19 protein-coding genes are annotated in these 18,993 nt (G+C 70.1%); 2 read left to right on the top strand and 17 right to left on the bottom strand.

The window, feature by feature from the left end; translation table 11 throughout:
* Positions 1–3: 3 nt before the first annotated feature.
* From atpA to P696_RS0134260, 9 genes are all read right to left on the bottom strand, one after another.
* Complete coding sequence (gene atpA / locus P696_RS0134300; RefSeq protein ID WP_026415867.1) at positions 4–1,638, bottom strand: F0F1 ATP synthase subunit alpha; 1,635 nt, start codon at positions 1,636–1,638, stop codon at positions 4–6.
* Positions 1,639–1,728: 90 nt separating this feature from the next.
* A complete protein-coding gene (locus P696_RS0134295) occupies positions 1,729–2,547 on the bottom strand; it encodes a F0F1 ATP synthase subunit delta (protein WP_026415866.1) in 819 nt (272 codons plus the stop codon).
* Entirely contained in the window at positions 2,544–3,080 is a 537-nt protein-coding gene (locus tag P696_RS0134290) for a F0F1 ATP synthase subunit B (RefSeq protein ID WP_026415865.1), read from the bottom strand. Before P696_RS0134290 ends, P696_RS0134295 begins: the two co-directional genes overlap by 4 nt.
* 42 nt (positions 3,081–3,122) lie before the next feature.
* Positions 3,123–3,371 carry an ATP synthase F0 subunit C gene (atpE, locus tag P696_RS0134285; RefSeq protein ID WP_026415864.1) on the bottom strand — a complete coding sequence of 83 codons (249 nt, stop codon included), beginning with the start codon at positions 3,369–3,371 and terminating at the stop codon, positions 3,123–3,125.
* A gap of 71 nt (positions 3,372–3,442) precedes the next feature.
* A complete protein-coding gene (atpB, locus tag P696_RS0134280) occupies positions 3,443–4,252 on the bottom strand; it encodes a F0F1 ATP synthase subunit A (RefSeq protein ID WP_026415863.1) in 810 nt (269 codons plus the stop codon).
* Between the two features lie 136 nt (positions 4,253–4,388).
* Positions 4,389–4,649, bottom strand: coding sequence for an AtpZ/AtpI family protein (locus P696_RS49985; RefSeq protein ID WP_064744184.1), 261 nt, complete (start codon positions 4,647–4,649; stop codon positions 4,389–4,391).
* A gap of 81 nt (positions 4,650–4,730) precedes the next feature.
* Complete coding sequence (locus P696_RS49980; protein ID WP_051468498.1) at positions 4,731–5,198, bottom strand: Cg1360 family ATP-synthase-associated protein; 468 nt, start codon at positions 5,196–5,198, stop codon at positions 4,731–4,733.
* Positions 5,199–5,464: 266 nt separating this feature from the next.
* Positions 5,465–6,727 (bottom strand): glycosyltransferase family 4 protein, encoded by a 1,263-nt coding sequence (locus tag P696_RS49975; RefSeq protein ID WP_084338620.1) that lies wholly within the window; start codon positions 6,725–6,727, stop codon positions 5,465–5,467.
* A 122-nt stretch (positions 6,728–6,849) separates the two neighbouring features.
* The gene (locus P696_RS0134260) at positions 6,850–7,863 is read right to left on the bottom strand and encodes a DUF2207 domain-containing protein (RefSeq protein ID WP_170026666.1); all 1,014 of its coding nucleotides are present in this window, start codon (positions 7,861–7,863) and stop codon (positions 6,850–6,852) included.
* A 414-nt stretch (positions 7,864–8,277) separates the two neighbouring features.
* Between P696_RS0134260 and P696_RS0134255 the strand changes: the two genes are divergently transcribed.
* Both P696_RS0134255 and P696_RS0134250 read left to right on the top strand, forming a co-directional pair.
* Complete coding sequence (locus P696_RS0134255) at positions 8,278–8,757, top strand: hypothetical protein (RefSeq protein WP_026415860.1); 480 nt, start codon at positions 8,278–8,280, stop codon at positions 8,755–8,757.
* Positions 8,758–9,147: 390 nt separating this feature from the next.
* Positions 9,148–9,672 (top strand): hypothetical protein, encoded by a 525-nt coding sequence (locus P696_RS0134250; protein ID WP_157430090.1) that lies wholly within the window; start codon positions 9,148–9,150, stop codon positions 9,670–9,672.
* A gap of 198 nt (positions 9,673–9,870) precedes the next feature.
* Here the strand turns inward: P696_RS0134250 and P696_RS49970 are convergent, their stop codons facing one another.
* The 8 genes from P696_RS49970 to rho all read right to left on the bottom strand — a co-directional run bounded on the left by P696_RS49970 (position 9,871) and on the right by rho (position 18,583).
* Positions 9,871–10,731, bottom strand: coding sequence for an L-threonylcarbamoyladenylate synthase (locus tag P696_RS49970; RefSeq protein WP_034488316.1), 861 nt, complete (start codon positions 10,729–10,731; stop codon positions 9,871–9,873).
* A gap of 92 nt (positions 10,732–10,823) precedes the next feature.
* Positions 10,824–11,684 (bottom strand): peptide chain release factor N(5)-glutamine methyltransferase, encoded by an 861-nt coding sequence (gene prmC / locus P696_RS0134240; RefSeq protein ID WP_026415858.1) that lies wholly within the window; start codon positions 11,682–11,684, stop codon positions 10,824–10,826.
* A complete protein-coding gene (prfA, locus tag P696_RS0134235; protein ID WP_026415857.1) occupies positions 11,681–12,754 on the bottom strand; it encodes a peptide chain release factor 1 in 1,074 nt (357 codons plus the stop codon). Before prfA ends, prmC begins: the two co-directional genes overlap by 4 nt.
* A gap of 90 nt (positions 12,755–12,844) precedes the next feature.
* Positions 12,845–13,057, bottom strand: a complete 213-nt coding sequence (rpmE, locus tag P696_RS0134230) for a 50S ribosomal protein L31 (protein WP_026415856.1) — start codon at positions 13,055–13,057, stop codon at positions 12,845–12,847.
* 348 nt (positions 13,058–13,405) lie between these two features.
* Positions 13,406–14,053, bottom strand: coding sequence for a response regulator transcription factor (locus tag P696_RS0134225; protein WP_026415855.1), 648 nt, complete (start codon positions 14,051–14,053; stop codon positions 13,406–13,408).
* A gap of 48 nt (positions 14,054–14,101) precedes the next feature.
* The gene (locus P696_RS0134220; RefSeq protein WP_026415854.1) at positions 14,102–14,950 is read right to left on the bottom strand and encodes an endo alpha-1,4 polygalactosaminidase; all 849 of its coding nucleotides are present in this window, start codon (positions 14,948–14,950) and stop codon (positions 14,102–14,104) included.
* A gap of 61 nt (positions 14,951–15,011) precedes the next feature.
* Positions 15,012–16,376, bottom strand: coding sequence for a sensor histidine kinase (locus P696_RS0134215; protein ID WP_245627925.1), 1,365 nt, complete (start codon positions 16,374–16,376; stop codon positions 15,012–15,014).
* Positions 16,377–16,531: 155 nt separating this feature from the next.
* Positions 16,532–18,583: a transcription termination factor Rho gene (gene rho / locus P696_RS0134210; RefSeq protein WP_026415852.1), complete on the bottom strand. Its 2,052-nt coding sequence runs from the start codon at positions 18,581–18,583 to the stop codon at positions 16,532–16,534.
* Positions 18,584–18,993 lie beyond the last annotated feature (410 nt).

Here is an 18,993-nt window from a genome sequence, read left to right as displayed (position 1 = left end):
GCGTCAGCCCTTCTTGACGCGCTTGATCGTCTCCTGCTCGACGGCCTCGTCCGCGATCGGCTCGGCGGACTCGTCGCCGAGCAGCCCGCCCGAGCTGGTCTCGAACCCCTTCTTGAACTCCGTGATGGCGTCCTTCAGGGTGGTCAGGCCGTCGTCGGAGAGCTGGCCGGTCTCGCGGATCGCGGTGAGCATGCCGCCGTGCTGGCGCTCGAGGTGGTCGAGGAACTCGGACTCGAACCGGCGGATGTCCTCCACCGGCACGTCGTCCAGCTCGCCGGACGTGCCCGCCCACACCGAGACGACCTGCTTCTCGACCGGGAACGGCGAGCCCTGCGGCTGCTTCAGCAGCTCGACCAGGCGGGCGCCGCGCTCCAGCTGGGCGCGGGAGGCCGCGTCCAGGTCGGACGCGAACGCCGCGAACGCCTCCAGGTCACGGAACTGCGAGAGGGCCAGACGCAGGGTGCCGGCGACCTTCCGCATGCCCTTGATCTGCGCGGAGCCACCGACGCGGGAGACCGAGATACCGACGTTCACCGCGGGCCGGACGCCCTGGTTGAACAGGTCGGTCTCCAGGAAGCACTGGCCGTCGGTGATGGAGATGACGTTGGTCGGGATGAACGCCGAGACGTCGTTGCCCTTGGTCTCGATGATCGGCAGGCCGGTCATCGAGCCGCCGCCCAGGTCGTCCGACAGCTTCGCGCAGCGCTCGAGCAGACGCGAGTGCAGGTAGAAGACGTCGCCCGGGTAGGCCTCACGGCCCGGCGGACGGCGCAGCAGCAGGGACACGGCGCGGTACGCCTCGGCCTGCTTCGACAGGTCGTCGAACACGATCAGGACGTGCTTGCCCTGGTACATCCAGTGCTGGCCGATCGCGGAACCGGTGTACGGCGCGATGTACTTGTAACCGGCCGGCTCGGACGCCGGGGCGGCCACGATCGTGGTGTACTCCAGCGCGCCCGCTTCCTCGAGGGTGCGGCGCACGTTGGCGATCGTGGAGCCCTTCTGGCCGACGGCGACGTAGATGCAGCGGACCTGCTTGCTCTCGTCGCCCGACTCCCAGGCTTCCTTCTGGTTCAGGATGGTGTCGATGCAGACCGTGGTCTTGCCGGTCTGCCGGTCACCGATGATCAGCTGCCGCTGACCGCGACCGATCGGGGTCATCGCGTCGATGGCCTTGATGCCGGTCTGCAGCGGCTCCTTGACCGACTGCCGCTGAACGACGGTCGGGGCCTGCAGCTCCAGCGCACGACGCTCGGTCGACTCGATCGGGCCCTTGCCGTCGATCGGGTTGCCCAGCGCGTCCACGACGCGGCCGAGGAAGCCGTCGCCCACCGGTGCCGAGAGAACCTCGCCGGTGCGGCGGACCTTCTGGCCCTCCTCGATCTTGCTGGAGTCACCCAGAACGATGGCGCCGATCTCACGGACGTCCAGGTTCAGAGCCAGACCGCGCGTGCCGTCCTCGAACTCCAGGAGTTCGTTGGCCATCGCGGAGGGCAGGCCCTCGACGTGCGCGATGCCGTCGCCGGAATCGACGACGGTGCCGACCTCTTCGCGCGCGGCGGCCTCGGGCTCGTACGACTGGACGAAGCGCTCCAGCGCGTTCCGGATCTCATCCGGACGGATCGTCAGCTCCGCCATGATTCCTCTCTTGCTCCCTTGGGGCTCAGGTGGCTCGTCGGTGGCTCGTCGTGCGTGAAGCGCGTGCCGAGCGACGCGAGCCGTCGCTCGTCAGCTCGCGAGCCGCCGGCGGACGTCGTCCAGCCGTCCGGCGATCGTGCCGTCGATGATCTCGTCCCCGATCTGGACCGACAGGCCGCCGACCAGGTTCGGGTCGAGTTCGATGTTGAGGTGTACTTGGTGGCCGTACGCCGTGGCGAGCACGGCGGCGAGCCTGTTGCGCTGTTCGGCCGACAGTTCGACCGGCGTGCGCACCAGCGCGACCAGCCGCTCCCGCCGCTTGGCGACGAGCTTGCCGTACTCGGCCAGCCCGCCCTCCAGGCTACGTCCCCTCGGACGCAGCACGAGCTCGGTGACCAGCTCGAGCGTCGCGGCGGTGACCTTGCCGCCGAGCAGCGCGTCGAGCACGCCCGTCTTGCGCTCGTCCGGCAGTCCGGGCGACGACAGCGCCCCGCGCAGCGCGGGGTCGCCCTCCACCACCCGGGAGAACCGGAACAGCTCGTCCTCGAGGTCGTCGATCCGGTCGTCGGCCTCCGCGCGGGCGGCCTCGGCGGCGACCGCGAGGGTCTCCACCGCGTCCGACAGCTCCGAGGGCTTGGACCACTTCGACCGCACGACATCGGCGACCAGCCCGAGAGCGGCCGGCGAGACCTTGCCCTCAAGCAGGACCTGAACGAGCTGCGCCTTGTCCGCGCCGTCCCGGGACGGGTCGGAGACCGCCCGCCGCAGGCCGTGCTCGCGGTCGAGCAGGTTCAGCACCGCGAACAGGTCCGCGCCGAGCCGGCTCAGGTCGGCGGACGGGATGACCGTCTCGAGCCGCTCCTGGGCCGTGGCCAGCGACGCCCTGCTCACCGCTCCCGTGATGGTCATGATGTGATCTGCTCCCGCGTGCTCGCGCGTCCCTCGAGCTCCTCGAGGAACCGGTCGACGACGCGGCTCTGCCGGGCGCTGTCCTCGAGGGACTCGCCGACGACACGGCCCGCCAGCTCGACCGACAGGGTGCCGATCTCGGCGCGCAGCGACTGGAGAGCCTGCTGCCGGTCGGCCTCGATCTGGGCGTGCGCCGACTCGACGATCCGCCGGGCCTCGGCCTGCGCCTGCTCGGTGATCTCGGCCTTGATCTGGGCACCCTCCTCGCGAGCCTCCTCGCGAAGCCGGGCGGCCTCCTTGCGGGCCTCGGCGAGCTGGGCGCGGTACTGCTCCAGCGTCTCCTTGGCCTCGTCCTGCGCCTCCTCGGCGCGCTTGAGACCGCCCTCGATCGCGTCCGTCCGCTCAGCGAGGGTCTTCTGGATCTGCGGGACCAGCTTCCAGCCGACCAGGATCAGGACGACCAGGAACGCGACGGTACCGAAGATCAGCTCAGAGGCTTCTGGGACCAGAGGGTTTTCCGAAGCCAGAATCATCTAGTTCCCACCTTCCGATTCAAGTAGTGGAAGGACGGTTCTTTACTTGTGCACGAAGGGCACAACGAAACCGATGAGGGCGAGCGCCTCGGTGAGCGCGAAGCCCAGCAGCATGTTCTGGCGGATGACGTTGGTCAGCTCGGGCTGGCGGGCGATCGCCTGCACACCCTGACCGAAGATGATGCCCACGCCGATGCCCGGGCCGATGGCGGCGAGGCCATACGCGACGGAGCCGAGGCTGCCGGTGACGGAGTCGCTGCCAGCAAGAACGTTGACGGCTTCAGCGAGCATGTGCTCTTTCCTTTTCACTCGACCGGCGGGGCCGCCCCGCCGGAGGGTTGCTTGGTTGCGGGTGGTTCTGATCAGTGGTCCGCGTGCAGGCCGCTCTGGATGTAGCTGGCGGCGAGCAGCGTGAAGATGAACGCCTGGAGAGCCTGGATGAACAGCTCGAAGGCCGTCATGACGATCGTCATGACGAAGCCGACGATCCCGACTCCGGCGCCCAGGACGGTGAGCTTCTCCACCAGGAACCAGTAGGCGACCGAGGCGAAGAAGGCGAGCAGCAGGTGACCGGCGAACATGTTCGCGAACAGTCGGACCGAGTGCGTGAAGGGGCGCAGGATCAGGTTCGAGAGGAGCTCGATCGGCGCGAGGATCACGTACAGCGGCTTGGGCAGGCCGGGCGGGAACATCATGTTCTTGAAGTAGCCGACCAGGCCCTGGTGCTTGATGCCCAGGAAGAGCATCATCACGTACACCGCGATCGCGAACACGATCGGGAACGCGATGTGCGAGTTCACCGGCAGGTACAGAACCGGGACGACGCCCATCCAGTTCATGAACAGGATGAAGAAGAAGGTGGAGAACAGGAACGGCATCCACCGGTCGCCGTCCCTGCCGAGCATCGGCCGGGCCACCTGGTCGCGGACGAACAGGTAGGCGACCTCGCCCACGTTCTGCATGCCCCGCGGCACCAGCTGCGCGCCGGCGAACGCGCGCCAGGCGAACACGATCGCGATCAGCCCGGCCAGGGCGACGATCAGGGTGGGCTTGGTGAGCCAGTGCAGCCACGAGGGACCGTCGGGGAACAGCGGCCCCCAGTGGAAGATTTCGAGGCCGGGTGCCTCGAACTCGTCTCCACTGCCGGAGGCGAGGAGGTGCGGCGCGCTCACGCGGCAGTCCCTTCGTCAGTGACTCGGCTAGTCAGTCGGTGGTTCTTCGTCGGCTGCGTGCCCGGGGGCAGCGGCGACATTCCAAAGTCGGCGTAGGGCTTCGCGGCTGCGGTCGGACCGTGCTGCGGCTGTCGCCTCAGCTCGTTCGCCCGTAGCGGTGGAAGACCAGGTAGAGCGCGAGAGCAAGGCCCACCAGGATTCCGATGGGGAACAGCGCCGAGGTGCCCAGCCATCGATCCAGCAGCCAGCCGAGACCGCCGTACACCGCCATCCCGCTCAGGATGTAGCTCGGGATCGACCAGGCGGCGTTGGCGAAGCCTCGGTGTTCCGCATCGATTCGATCCTGCTCGGATTCCTCGGAGTCCTGCGGATCGGGCCGGTGCCCCTCCTCGCTCATCGCAGGACGGACCATAGCAGGCCACCCCCCCGGTGGTCATATTGGAGTAGTCCAATCCCGCCATGATCATCCGAGCGCGCATCACGGGCTCCGGTCGGCCGGAGTCGCGACGTCCTGCTCGGACACGTCCTGCGCCTGGGCGTTCTGCCCGGACGGGGCGGGGTCGACGTAGAGCTGCTTGGCCTTCAGCGTGGTGCGGATCTCGGCGCCGAGCCAGACCAGGGTCAGGGCGACGACGGTGAACGCGAACGCCCGCGGGTTCCACGCGGTGGCGTCACTGAAGGCGGCGATCAGCGCGAGCATGACCAGCAGCTTGCCGATGTAGCTGAAGACGGCGGCCGCGAACATCATCTGCGGCGAGATCCGCGAGGCGTAGCTGACCGCCACGACGCTCACGGAGAAGAAGACGAGGACCGTGACCGTGCCGAGCCCCGCACCGATGGCTCCCTTGGTCCCGGCGAACAGTGTCGCGAGAACGATGGCGATGACCCCGGCGATCGCCGAGGGGATCGCGGCGCCGCGTAGCATGCGGGCGTCGGAAGTGTGCATGTGGGCTCCGAGCGGTCACTTTCAGTGGTCGGCTCTTGTTAGTGAAAGGTATCACAAGCGTCCAGAACGTCCACAATTACCCAAGATGTAATGAATGGACGCTCCCCTAACGTTACCTGCGCACCACGGACTGTAGCCCAGGAGAACGTTCGGATTCCGCGGAACGCCGTGGGGCGCGCCGGGGTCCGGCACACCCGCTGCATCCTGCGGTGACGGGCGCCAGTCTAGGAGCTACCGAACCGTGCTCGGACCGTCCGGAGGTCCGGTCAGATGTGCTGGCGGTGCTTGCCGGTGCCCGTGTCCGGGACGTCCGGACCCGGGGCCTGAGCTGCGGAGACGTCGGGAACCGGCAGGTCGGCGGCGACCACGGGGGCGACCGTCGCGCCGACCGGGACCGACAGCGTCGGGCCCGCCGTGGCGGCGGCCCGGCGGCGGGCCACCCGCGGCAGGACGATCATCAGCACGACCCCGCCGACCGCGACGGTCAGCGTGGCCGACCCCACCAGCACGAGGTTGCTGGTGGTGGCCATCCCCATCAGCCCCCCGGCGAGCAGCCCGACCCAGAAGTACATGATCAGGACGGCGCGGCGGACCGAGTGGCCGAGTTCCAGCAGGCGGTGGTGCAGGTGCCGTTTGTCGGGGCTGAACGGCGAGCGGCCGTCGTTGGTGCGCCGCCAGACCGCGAGCAGCATGTCGACGAACGGGACGGCCGCGACCAGCGGCACCAGCAGCAGCGGCACGTACAGCGGGAAGAGCCGGTAGGTGCCGATGATGGCCGGGTCGAACTGGCCGGTCAGCATGATCGTCGAGCCGGACAGCAGCAGCCCGATCAGCATGGATCCGGTGTCGCCCATGAAGATCCGGGCCGGGTTGAAGTTGTGCGGCAGGAAGCCCGCGCAGATCCCGACCAGCACGGCGGCGGTCAGCGTCGGACCGCTCAGCGTCGTGATGCCCTTGGCGTGCGACAGCAGGTAGGCGTAGGAGAACAGGGCCAGCGAGGCGATGCCGACGACGCCCGCGGCCAGGCCGTCCAGGCCGTCGATGAAGTTCACCGCGTTGATCGTCGCGACCACGACCAGGACGGTCAGCGGGACGCCGTAGGCGGGCGGCAGCGACAGCGGCTCGCCGCTCGGCAGGGGCAGCACGTACAGCTGGATGCCCTGCATGATGAAGATCCCGGCGGCGGCGACCTGCCCGGCGAACTTGGTGAGCGGGTCCACCTCCCAGCGGTCGTCGGCGATGCCGAGCAGGACGATCAGCCCGCCCGCGAGCAGCAGCGCGCGGCCCACGCTCACGTCGCCCTCGGCCAGCACCTGCCGCATCTTCGGCAGCCCCGAGGCCACGATCAGCGCCCCGACCATGCCGACGAACATCGCCAGGCCGCCCAGCCGCGGCGTCGGGATGACGTGCACGTCCCGGTCGCGCGGCACCGCCTGCGCCCCGAACCAGACCGCGAACTTCCGGACCGCCGGGGTGATCAGGTAGGTCACGAGGGCGGCCACGAGGATGGTCAGCAGGTACTCCCGCAACGCCCCGCGCCTCCCCTCGGCAGTGGTCCTGGGTGGGGCTCCGCGGCCCCACGGAGGTGTCTACGTACGGCGGGCACCGAAAGGTTCCGCGTCGTGCACCCTGGTGGTGTTCCGGGCCAACTCTATTCCTCCCGTCCGTCGCATGACGCACATTGCCCGCACAGTGCCGCCGCTCCGGCGATCACCATCGTGATCCCCGCCACGGTCAGATCGCCCAGCGACACCGCCCAGATCCCGTACTGATCAACGTCGGCGGCGGCATCGCAGAGAACCGCGAGAACCCCCGCCACCAGCAAGATCCGCCCGTACAGAACGCGCCGCGCGGCCCCCGCCAGCCGGACGGCCTCGGCGGGCCCGGGACGCCGCAGCATCCACGGCAGCAGGACGAGAGTGAGGCCCAGCAGGCCGGTTCCGGTCCATCCCCCGTCCCAGTATGGGCGGACATACCGGGGTGATTGCGGTGTGATCGCGCTCCCGGGTAGCCGTACCCGGACGGTCATGCCCTCATGCGGGTCGAGCCCGGTCTGCAGGAAGTCCACGGCGTAGGGGCCGTCCCGGTCACGCAGGCAGGGGACGGTCGCGTCGCCGTGTCCCGCCCTGCAGGACGACTTCCAATGCGCGGTCGGCGATTCCAGCCGCACGGCGGCGTTGTCGATCGGGACGTCCCAGGTGGTGCCGATCGCGTCCCATTCCAGCTCCCACCGGCCGTCCGGCAGCCGCGCGAACGCCCGTCCGAGGTCGTACTCGATCACGTACGCCTGCGGCCCGCGGACCGTCTGGTGGCGGTCCCCGACGGTGATCTGGAGATCATGCGGCAGCGTGCGGGTCCGCGCCCGCGCAGGGGCCCCGGTGGACGAACTGGTCCGCAGGTCACGGATGTCGAACATCCGTTCGCCCCGCCGGTACGGCACCCGCCGCGTGAACCCGTGCCCACCCTCGGCCCCGAAGTCGTAGGTGATCGTCTCCCGGACGTCCACGACCCCGTCCCGCCGAATGACCATGGCCACGTCGTAGGTGGGGATCGTCCCGTCCGCGGCGGGCCGCCGAACCCCCTCGCGCGCCCGCGCGGGCGCGCCGGACAACAGGACCAGCACAAGCGCGCAGACGCCCGCGACCGCCGTCCCACGGCTCCGCACCGGCACCTCGCCCCCAGCTCTCAGCTCAGCCCGCCCATGCTCCCACCGCCCACCACGAGACGCCCATACAACGAAATGATTACTCTTCGAATCCTTTGACCACTCTGCGTAGAGGGCGCGTGGCGCATCCGCCGCCCAGCACTTCCCATCGGACGCCGGCCGCCGTCCGTGGACGCCGGCCCACCAATGGGACGCTCCCCGTGCGCCCGGCATTCCTCGGCGGCGCCCCCTCGCCCTCACGGCCCCACCCCCGCCCCGCCGACCGTGATCACGGAGCGTGCGCGAACGGACCCCCACCAGGCGCGCGATGTCGGACTGAACGTGTAAAAGTACCGAGATGGTCGCCGCCGATCTTGCTACGGTGGCGATCTTTCCCTGGCCCGCACCCCCCTCATTCAGCAAGTGGAGGAACGCATGCGACGCATCGCCACCGTGGCGATCACCACCGGCGCACTCGCCGCCGGTCTTCTGGTCAGCGCCGGCTCCGCCAGCGCCGACCAGGGCTTCACCCAGTCCGCCAAGCTGCCCACCGCCTCCGGCGTGCAGGCCGCCGCCTCCTACTCTTGGACCTCCAAGAACGGGTGGACGACCATCAAGGCGTACGGGAAGTACACCCGCTCCAAGAGCGGCGTGAAGGTCAGCTTCTCGCTCGCCGACGGCAAGAAGAACGGCTGGTCCCCGGCCGTCCAGTTCCGCACGAGCAACGGCTCGCGGTACTACACCTCGGCCGTGTACTACCTGCGGTACGGCGGCGTCCCGGCGGACTTCAAGTTCAGCCACTACTACGGCGTCTTCAACTCGAGCTACACCAAGCACCTCTACGTGCGCGAGGCCGGCGTCTCCACCAAGAACACCAAGAAGATCGCCTACGGGCCGTGGAAGAAGCTCTACTGAGCCTTCTAAGCAAGATCATCTAAATGGCCGGGCGATCCCTCATCGCCCGGCCATTCGCCTTTCCCGGGTCTTGCCGATCCGTTCTCGCCGCCGTTTGCCCGACCGTTCTCAGGTCCGGACTCGGTCGCCCGGAAAGAATGTGGTCAAGGCCACACCACAGTCGGGCACTTTCCAGGCGATTCACGTTTCCGCAGGTCAGAAGACTTCCGAGTAGCTCCAGAGGAGCATCCCGGAGCTGTCCCGAGGGTGTTTGGACGTCGGTCGAAGCGCTTCGGTTCCCGTCTCGGCGAACATTGCCGTGCGTCACGGAAAAGGGTCGCGGTGGTGTCGGAGGATCCTGCTACGGTTACGGCGATCTTCACCCGATATCCCCCCAGAAATGGAGGATCCATGCGACGCATCGCCACAGTGGCGATCACCTCCGGCGCACTGGTCGCCGGACTGCTGGCGACGGGCGGAAGCGCCCTCGCCGACGACGGAGTCCTCAAGGGCTCCGGCGCGGCTCCGGCCACCTCGGCCCCGGTCCTCGCCAAGGGCGACGTCCAGGCCCAGGGCAAGCACGGCTTCACCCTCAAGTACTCCGGCCTGGCCGCGACCAGCGCCTGGGGCTACTACTGGTGGGGCAAGTACAAGTACCACGGGAAGTACTACAAGACCCGCGTCGTGGACGGCTACGTCCGCGACAACAAGAAGGGTCTGTACTCCTGCATGGTGGTCGCGTTCCACGCGGCGAGGGGCCAGAACTTCAAGACCGACACCGAGGTGATCTACAACCGGTCGGGCAAGGGCACGACGGCGCACCGCGCCATCCAGTCCTTCAACGTCGGCAAGATCTACATGCGCGAGTGCGAGGGATACCCGACCAGCAAGGGTTTCCACATCTCGCACGCGGGCAAGTGGCGCGTGTTCTCCTGATCTCCTCTGTCCGCCGCGCTGACGGCCGGCGGACGTGATCAGTAGGCGGAACAACGACGGGGGCCTCACCGCAGCGGCTGCGGTGAGGCCCCCGTTTCGTTGTCCTCGGAGCCCTGTGCTCGACATCTTTGGGTGTCGAGCACAGGGTTTCGTGGCGTCTTGGATGGGTTTGACGTCCGGAATGGGGTCAGACGGCGCTCAGGAGGCCGTACCCGGCTCGTCCTTGCGGGACGGGGGCTCCGCCTCTCCCCCGGGGGTCTCGGCGCGCTGCGCTCCGCTCGCGGCCTCGGGCTCCTCGGCCTTCGGCTGCTCCTTGGACGACCCGTCCGACTCGGCGGCGGACGGCTTCTCCGGCTCGGCGGGGACGTCCAGCGGGGCTTCCGGCTGGATGTCGTCGTCCGGCGTGAAGTCGTCCTCGTCGGTGAGCAGGACGCCGACGACCGCGCGGATCTTGTCCTCGGAGATCGCGCCGAGGCGCAGCAGGCGCGGAATCGGGCCGGTCAGGTCCACGATCGTGGACGCGTCGCCCTGCGCGACCTGGCCGCCGTCCAGGTAGACCTCGACCGAGTCGCCGAGCATCTCCTCGGCCTCATCGGCGTTCCGGGCGGCCGGACGACCCGACAGGTTCGCGCTGGACACCGCGAGCGGGCCGGTCTCCTTCAGCAGCTCGACGGCCAGGGTGTCCATCGGCATCCGGACGGCGACGGTGCCCTTGGTCTCGCCCAGATCCCACATCAGGTTGGGGTTCGCGCGACACACGAGGGTCAGCGCGCCCGGCCAGAACTCGTCGATCAGGTCCTGCCCGTAGGTGCCGAGATCGTCGATCAGGGCGGTCGCCGCGCGGACCGAGCCGACCAGGACGGGCGGCGGCATGTTCCGGCCGCGGCCCTTGGCGTTCAGCAGGCCGGTCACCGCCGACGGGGTGAACGCGTCCGCGCCGATCCCGTACACGGTGTCGGTCGGCAGGACGATCAGCTCGCCGCGCCGGACGGCCGACACCGCCTCGGCGATCCCGCGCGTCCGCTCCATCGGATCCGAGCAGTCATAACGTCGGCTCACGGCTGTCCCCGTCGAACTCGGCTTGCTGTGCTGACGTGGGAAAGACTATCGGCGGCCGGGCAGTGCGCGGGCGCGGGCGGTTCGCGGGCCGGTCAGGACGTGCCGAGGCGGGCGGTGACGAAGCGGTCGCGGCCGACGAGGTCCTTGTGGTTGCGGACGTCCCGCCAGCCGTTCTCCTCAGCGAAGATCCAGTAGACGGCGGTGCCCTGCAGGTCGCTGTGCTCGACCGCGATGTGGCCGCCCGGACGCAGCAGGCGGCGGGCGGTGCGCTCGACCACGCGGATCGCGTCCAGGCCGTCCTCGCCGCCGCCCCACAGGGCGTCCGCCGGGTCGTGGTCGCGGACGTCGGTCGGGACGTACTCCCACTCGCTCATCGGGATGTAGGGCGGGTTCGACACGACGAGGTCGACCGAGCCGTTCAGCTCGGGCAGGGCGGACGCGAAGTCGCCCAGGTGCAGCTTCACCTGGCCGCGCTCGTCGAGGTCCTCGATGTTGCGGTCGGTGTGGACGTAGGCGGTCGGGTCCTTCTCGACCGCGTGCACGCGCGCGCGGGGGGCCTCCTGCGCCAGCGACAGCGCGATCGCGCCGGAGCCGGTGCCGAGGTCGACGACGAGCGGGTCCTGGACGTCCATGTCGCGGAGGGTCTCCAGGGCCCAGCCGACCATGACCTCGGTCTCCGGGCGCGGGACGAACACCCCCGGCCCGACCTTCAGCTCCAGGTACCGGAAGAACGCGCGTCCGGTGATGTGCTGCAGCGGCTCGCCCGCCTCCCGGCGCGCCACGTACTCCCAGAACAGCGCGTCGAACGCGCCGTCCGGGACGGTGTGCAGCTCGGCGCGGCTCACCTCGTGCACGGCGGCGGCCAGCTCCTCGGCGTCCGCGCGCGGGGAGGCGACCCCGGCGTCGGCGAGCCGTGCCGTGGCCCTGGCGATCTCGTCGAGCAGCAGGTTCATGACGACTGCTGGGCCTCCGCGAGGCGTCGCTCGGTGTCGGCGTCCACGAGGGCCTGGACGACGTTGTGCAGGTCGCCGTCCAGCACCTGGTCGAGGTTGTACGCCTTGTAGCCCACCCGGTGGTCGGAGATCCGGTTCTCCGGGTAGTTGTAGGTGCGCACCCGCTCGGACCGGTCGACCGTCCGGACCTGCGACTTGCGCTCGGCGGACGCGGCGGCCTCGGCCTCCTCCTGCGCCATCGCCAGCAGCCGGGACCGCAGGATGCGCAGCGCCTGCTCCTTGTTCTGGAGCTGGGACTTCTCGTTCTGGCAGGAGACGACCACGCCGGTCGGCAGGTGGGTGATGCGGACCGCCGAGTCGGTGGTGTTGACCGACTGCCCACCGGGCCCGGACGACCGGTAGACGTCGATGCGCAGGTCGTTGGCGTCGATCTGGACGTCCACCTCCTCGGCCTCCGGGGTGACCAGCACGCCGACGGCGGAGGTGTGGATGCGGCCCTGCGACTCGGTCGCGGGCACCCGCTGGACGCGGTGGACGCCGCCCTCGAACTTCAGCCGGGTCCAGACGCCCTCGGCCTCGGCGGAGCCGGACTTGTTCTTCACCGCGACCGTGACGTCCTTGTACCCGCCGAGGTCGGACGGGTGGGTGTCGATGATCTCGGTCTTCCAGCCGGTCCGCTCGGCGAAGCGCAGGTACATGCGGAGCAGGTCGCCGGCGAACAGGGCCGACTCCTCGCCGCCCTCGCCCGCCTTGATCTCGAGGATCACGTCCTTGTCGTCGCTGGGGTCGCGGGGCAGCAGCAGGTGCCGCAGCCGCTCCTCCAGCTCGCCGGCGCGGCCCTGAAGCTCCTCGGCCTCGGTGGCGAAGGCCGGGTCCTCGCCCGCGAGCTCACGGGCGGCGGCGAGGTCGTCCTCGGTCGCGCCCAGCTCACGGTAGGTCTCGACGATCGGGCGCAGCTGGGCGTACCGCTTGCCCAGCTTTCGGGCGAGCGCCTGGTCGGCGTGGACCGACGGGTCGGCGAGCCGTCCCTCGATGTCGGTGTATTCGCTGATGAGTTCGTCGAGTTTCACGATGGGTCCCGGCCTGGTAGCAGACTTGAGCGGGCCCGGGGACGGCTCGTCCCCGGGCCCCCTCCTTGGCGCTGTGGTGCAGGCCGCGGGCTACTTGGCCTTCTTGCCGAAGCGCTGCTCGAAGCGCGCCACCCGGCCGCCGGTGTCCAGGATCTTCTGCTTGCCCGTGTAGAACGGGTGGCAGTTGGAGCAGACGTCGGAGTTGATGACGCCGTTCTTGGCGGTGCTCCGCGTCTCGAAGGTGTTACCGCACGTGCACGTCACCGTCGTGACGGCGTAGTTCGGGTGAATCTCGGGCTTCACTGGTTCTCTCCTCGCTCGGGGCGGTCGCCGGACGTCCCGCGACGTGGGGGCGCGAACCGGTACCGCAGCGCTTGCACACCAAGTGTGCCAGATACCCGAACGTGCCGAGGTCACCGGGCATTCCCGACCCGCCTCAATGATCTTGCTCCGGCCCGTTCTCACGGGCTTGGAACCCGGATGACGGTGAGCACGTTCTGTTCATATGCGGATGCTGTGGGTGATGGGGCCGCCGGACGCGGCCCGGGTACCGGCCGGTCCCGGCCGGGAAGGGAAGACAGGCGTGGCCCGGCGGGGAGGCCCGGCGGCCGTTGGAGGGCCGTGGTCGGGTGTGACCAAGAGTAGACGCGGTCAGGCGTGACCAAGATAGGTGAGGACGGCCATGACGCGGCGGTGCTCGCCGTTCGCGGGCTGGAGGCCGAACTTGGCGAAGATGCTGGAGATGTGCTTCTCCACCGCGCCCTCGGTGACGACGAGGTCGGCGGCGATGGCGCCGTTGGTGCGTCCCTGCGCCATCAGGCCGAGCACCTCCTGCTCGCGCGGGGTGAGGCTCTTCAGCGGGTCCCCGGCCCGGCGGCGGCCGAGCAGCTGGCCGATCACCTCCGGGTCGATCACCGTGCCGCCCGCGGCGATCCGGCGCACCGCGTCCACGAACTCGGCGATGTCGGAGACCCGCTCCTTCAGCAGGTAGCCGACGCCCTGGGCGCCGCCGCCGATCAGGTCGGTCGCGTACCGCTCCTCCACGTACTGCGACAGCACGAGGATCGGCGTCCCGGGCAGCCGCTCCCGGACGGCCAGCGCCGCCCGCAGCCCCTCGTCGGTGAAGGACGGCGGCATCCGGACGTCCACGACCGCCAGGTCGGGACGGTGCTCCTCGACCGCCGCCAGCAGCCCGGTGCCGTCCCCGACCTGCGCGACCGTCTCGATGCCCTCGTCCGCCAGCAGCCGGACGAGTCCCTGACGCAACAACACCGAATCCTCGGCGATCACCACCCGCATGTCCCCAGTATCCCGGCTGCCGGGGCCGGTTCCGCCCGCCACCTGCCGCTACGCCGGGCAGGCCTGGCGCCGGGCGGTCAGCTCCAGCGGCTTGCGGATCGAGCTGAGGCCCAGTTTCCGCGACGTCGGGCAGAACCTGGCAAGGGGCAGCTCGTACTCGGCGTGGAACACGGCCTTGCCCGCCCTGATGAACGGGACCAGCCGGCTGCACTCGCCGTACTGGGCGCACTGCTCGTTGACCGCGAAGTCCATGGTCCCGACGAGCTGGGGGATCTGGTCGAGATCGTTCTTCAGGCCGATCGCGAGGCCGCGCTGGTGCGCCATGGACGCCAGCATCCGGTTGAACGCGAGCTGGTCGCGCGCGGTCAGCTTGAACCCGGTGTCGTTCTTGTAGCCGTCCATCCAGTCGGGCTCGACGCCGTCGAAGCCCTTCTTCTTGCACTGGTCGAGCCGGGCGGCCCAGATCGGGCGCAGGACGTTCAGCTGCCGGATGTCCACCCAGCGCTCACCCGGCCAGTCCGCGACCTTCTTGCCCAGCACGCGCGCCGGGAAGCGCTTGTAGTCCGGCCGCCAGTTCTCGGCCGAGCCGATCGCGGTGTAGCAGATCGTCCGGCGCCCGGCCTTCTTGAGCTTGGCGACCGTCGCGGCGGGCGTCTCGAACAGGTCCACGTCGTACACCTGGGCCCGGACGGACGTGTCAACACGTCCGCTGAGCTGCCACTGCCAGGTCGTCCGCGGCTTGGGCCGCCACCACGACGCGGCGGCGCCCACCGCCTTCTGATCGACCTTCCCCTCGGACGCCGTGTCGGCCGCCCGCTCCCCGCCCGTCCCACCGCACGCACCCGCGGCCAGAACGGCCGTCAGGACGAGCGCGAGTCCCCGTATCGAACGCGACATGGTGTTCCCCGTCAGCTATGTCGGCATTGCTCCGATCATGCCAGGACGGGCGTCGCGATGATCACCAATCGCAGGGAAGATCCGCGCGGATCACCGTCGGGCCGCCGGGCGGGCTGTCCACGGTGAGGATCCCGTCGATCGTCGCGGCCCGGTCGGCCAGCCCGGCGAGACCGCCGCCCGGCTCGGACGTCGCGCCGCCCACACCGTCGTCGGCGATCTCCACCACGACCCACCCGTCCTCGCGCGTCACCAGGACGGACGCGCTCGTCGCCCGCGCGTACTTGGAGACGTTCGTCAGCGCCTCGGCCACCACGAAGTAGGCGATGCTCTCCACCGCCGCCGGCGGGCGCTCGGTGAGATCGACGTTCACCTCCACCGGGACGGCCGCGCGGCCCGCGAGGCCCGACAGCGCCGCGTCCAGGCCCCGGTCGGTGAGGATCGCCGGGTAGATCCCCCGGGCCAGGTTCCGCAGTTCGGCGATCGCCGACTTCGCGCCCGCGTGCGCCTGCTCGATCAGCGCGCGGGCCGCCTCCCGGTCGGTGTCCAGCTTGGCGCGGGCCCGGCCGATGTCCATCGCGACGGCCAGCAGCTGCTGCTGGGCGCCGTCGTGCAGATCGCGCTCGATCCGGCGGCGCTCGGCCTCCACGGCGTCGACACCGCGCGCCCGGCTGGCCCGCAGCCGCTCCGCGCGCTCCCTCAGCTGGGCGTTCTCCTCCTGCGAGCCGGACGAGCCGAGCAGCATCCGCGCCCACAGCGCGTGCGCGATCGCCATCACCCGGGTGACGTACAGCGCCGGGACGAGCAGGACCAGCCCGATCCCGGTGGCCCACAGCCCGCTCAGCGCGTCACGGACGTACACCGTGAACGGCCCGATGACGTACTGCATCCCGCCGTCCTGCACGGCCAGCAGCGGGGACAGGAGCAGCAGCCCGACCATCCCCCAGACGAACACCCACACCACGAACTCGGCCATCGCGATCGGCAGCAGCACGCCGAGGTAGATCAGGTCCTTCCAGGTCGCCGGGTCGGCCACCATCGCCTTGACCTTGGCGAACACGCTGCGTCCCGGTGGCAGCGGACGGTACGGGTCCTCGATCCGCAGCCCGAAGGTGACCCGCAGCAGCCGCCGTTCCAGCATCGCCCCGGCCCGCCACAGCACCATCATCCCCACGAGCATCAGCAGCCCCACCCACAGGGCCGACAGCGCCAGCGACAGGAACAGCCCGACGACCAGCGCGACGAGCCAGAACAGCCCGAACCCGAACGCCAGCGGCGCCTGCGCCACCGCCAGCCACGTCGCCGGCGTCCGCAGCATCGCCACCGGCCGCCACGACGCGTCCAGTACGGACCTGTCCCACAGCCTCCGGGACCTGCCCCACAACGTCCGGGCCGCCTCGCCCACTCGTGCCTCCACATGCTCGTCCAAGCCACCACCACCCTGCCCGAGGCGCCCGCTCCCCCACCATGAAGAAGCCACCCGGCCCGTAACTGGGGCTAACCCCACCCCGGGCCGCCCGCCGCGCGCTCCCGGAGAAAGAAAACGCCCCGGCCGGACGGCCGGGGCGTTCCTCAGGAATTCACTCAGCGGTCATCGGACACGGTGGTCTTCTGGACCTGCAGAAGGAACTCGGCGTTCGACTTGGTCTCCTTCATCTTCTCGATGAGGAGCTCCAGCGCCTGCTGGGTGTCGAGGGCGTGCAGGACGCGGCGCAGCTGCCAGACGATGCGCAGCTCCTCCGGCGCCATGAGGATCTCCTCCTTGCGGGTGCCGGACGCGTCGACGTCCACCGCCGGGAAGATCCGCTTGTCGGCCAGAGCCCGGTTGAGCTTGAGCTCCATGTTGCCGGTGCCCTTGAACTCCTCGAAGATGACCTCGTCCATGCGGGATCCGGTCTCCACCAGGGCGGTGGCGAGGATGGTCAGCGAGCCGCCGTTCTCGATGTTGCGGGCCGCGCCGAAGAACCGCTTGGGCGGGTACAGCGCGGTGGAGTCCACACCACCGGACAGGATGCGGCCGGACGCCGGGGCCGCCAGGTTGTAGGCGCGGCCCAGCCGGGTGATCGAGTCGAGCAGCACGACCACGTCGTGGCCCAGCTCCACCAGCCGCTTGGCGCGCTCGATGGCGAGCTCGGCGACCGTGGTGTGGTCCTCGGCGGGACGGTCGAAGGTCGAGTGGATGACCTCGCCCTTCACCGACCGCTGCATGTCGGTGACCTCTTCCGGACGCTCGTCCACCAGGACGACCATCAGGTGGCACTCCGGGTTGTTCTTGGTGATCGCGTTCGCGATCGACTGGAGCACCATGGTCTTGCCGGCCTTCGGCGGCGACACGATCAGACCGCGCTGGCCCTTGCCGATCGGCGACACCAGGTCGATGATCCGCGTGGTCAGCACGCCCGGGTCGGACTCCAGGCGCAGCCGCTCCTGCGGGTACAGCGGGGTGAGCTTGGAGAACTCCACACGCTGCCGGGCTTGCTCGGGCTCCATCCCGTTGACGGTGTCGAGCCGGACCAGCGCGTTGAACTTCTCGCGCCGCTCGCCCTCGCGGGCCTGCCGCACCGCTCCGGTGATCACGTCGCCCTTGCGCAGGCCGTTCTTGCGGACCTGGGCGAGCGAGACGTACACGTCGTTCGGGCCGGGCAGGTAGCCGGTCGTCCGGACGAAGGCGTAGTTGTCGAGGATGTCGAGGATGCCGGCGACCGGGATGAGGACGTCGTCCTCGTTGATCACGGGCTCCTCGTAGCGCTCGCCACGTCCGCGGCCGCGGTTGCGCTCGCGGAAGCGGCGTCCGCGCCGGCCGCGGCCGCTGCCGTCGCCGTCGTCGTCGCCCGCCGGACCGCCCTGGCCCTGGCCCTGGCCGCCGCCGCGCTGGCGGTTGCCGCCCTGGTCGCTCTGGTCGCGATCACGGTCGCGGTCACGGTCACGGTCGCGGTTACGGCCGTCGCGGCCGTCACGGTCACGGCCGTCACGGTCACGCCCATCGCGGTCGCGGCCGTCACGGCGGCTGCGCTGGCGTCCCCCGCCGTCGCGCTCGCCGCGCTCGCGGCCACCGCCCTGCTGGTCACCGCCGTGCTCGCCGGACTGCTCGTCCCGCTGACCGCGGTCGCGGTCACGGCCGCGGCCGCCGTCGCGCTCGGAGCGCTCGCCCCGGTCGCGGTCACGGTCGCGGTCGGAACGCTCGGCGCGCTCCTCGCTCTGCCGGCCGTCCGCCTGCCCGGCGTCGGCCGTCACGGCCGCCTCGGCCTCGCGCTTGGCGGCGGCGGTGCGGGTCCGGCGCGGACGCTCGATCTTCTCCGCCTTCTCGGCCTTCTCAGCCTTGTCGGCCGTCCGGTCGGACGCCTTGTCGGACGCGGTGCGGTCGCTGGCAGCGGCTCCCTGCTCGCCCCCCGAAGCGCCCTGCCCCGCGCCACCCTGCTTCTCCTGGATGGCGGCGATGAGCTGGCCCTTGCGCATCTGGCTGACGCCCTTGATGCCGAGGTCGGACGCGATCTTCTTCAGATCGGTCAGCACCATGGCCGACAGGCCCGTGCCGGTGGCGCGGCGGCGCCGGGGGGCGGCGCCCTGGCCGGCCTCGTCCGCGGTCGCGGCTGCCGTGCTGGATGCGTCCGTAAGGAGTTCGCTGGATTCGCTCACTAAGGGTCCTTCCCAGGGAGCGGGCGTTGGCCGGCGTTCGGCCAGTCAACCCGGTGGTGCGGCCCGGCGGGGGCGCCGAGTCGGGCTCGCCGTACCGCGGAGGCGCCGCGGCAGGCGATGCTGGGCAACAGCCAGATGGCGGTCGACCGGGACGGCTCGCTCATGGGTCTTCCCAAGACCGCGGGGATCCGAAGTTCGCTGGAATGCCGGACAACGGAGTGTCACGGAGACGGGAAGCCTGGTACGCGGGACCGACTCGGCCGACGGGCCGGTCAGGTGAAGCGTGGCTGACGAGCACTTGGCCCCGATCGGGGCATCTGGTGCGGCATTCAGCCTAACATCACCAGGGCACACTGCTATTCCCCAGAGGTCGATGTCTTCGCATTTTACCTAGCCGGTTCGTCACACCC

The organism is Actinomadura oligospora ATCC 43269, from assembly GCF_000518265.1.
Lineage (GTDB): Bacteria > Actinomycetota > Actinomycetes > Streptosporangiales > Streptosporangiaceae > Spirillospora > Spirillospora oligospora.
Note: the sequence above shows the minus strand (reverse complement) of the source record. Positions and strands in the feature narration are given on the sequence as shown.

Coding starts and splice junctions, on each gene's coding strand:
- prmC (WP_026415858.1), bottom strand. CDS start 11,684: ATGAACCTGCTGCTCGACGAGATCGCCAGGGCCACGGCACGGCTCGCC.
- atpA (WP_026415867.1), bottom strand. CDS start 1,638: ATGGCGGAGCTGACGATCCGTCCGGATGAGATCCGGAACGCGCTGGAG.
- P696_RS49980 (WP_051468498.1), bottom strand. CDS start 5,198: ATGCACACTTCCGACGCCCGCATGCTACGCGGCGCCGCGATCCCCTCG.
- P696_RS0134255 (WP_026415860.1), top strand. CDS start 8,278: ATGCGACGCATCGCCACCGTGGCGATCACCACCGGCGCACTCGCCGCC.
- P696_RS49985 (WP_064744184.1), bottom strand. CDS start 4,649: ATGAGCGAGGAGGGGCACCGGCCCGATCCGCAGGACTCCGAGGAATCC.
- P696_RS0134225 (WP_026415855.1), bottom strand. CDS start 14,053: ATGCGGGTGGTGATCGCCGAGGATTCGGTGTTGTTGCGTCAGGGACTC.
- P696_RS0134250 (WP_157430090.1), top strand. CDS start 9,148: ATGCGACGCATCGCCACAGTGGCGATCACCTCCGGCGCACTGGTCGCC.
- atpE (WP_026415864.1), bottom strand. CDS start 3,371: ATGCTCGCTGAAGCCGTCAACGTTCTTGCTGGCAGCGACTCCGTCACC.
- P696_RS0134290 (WP_026415865.1), bottom strand. CDS start 3,080: ATGATTCTGGCTTCGGAAAACCCTCTGGTCCCAGAAGCCTCTGAGCTG.
- P696_RS0134220 (WP_026415854.1), bottom strand. CDS start 14,950: ATGTCGCGTTCGATACGGGGACTCGCGCTCGTCCTGACGGCCGTTCTG.
- P696_RS0134295 (WP_026415866.1), bottom strand. CDS start 2,547: ATGACCATCACGGGAGCGGTGAGCAGGGCGTCGCTGGCCACGGCCCAG.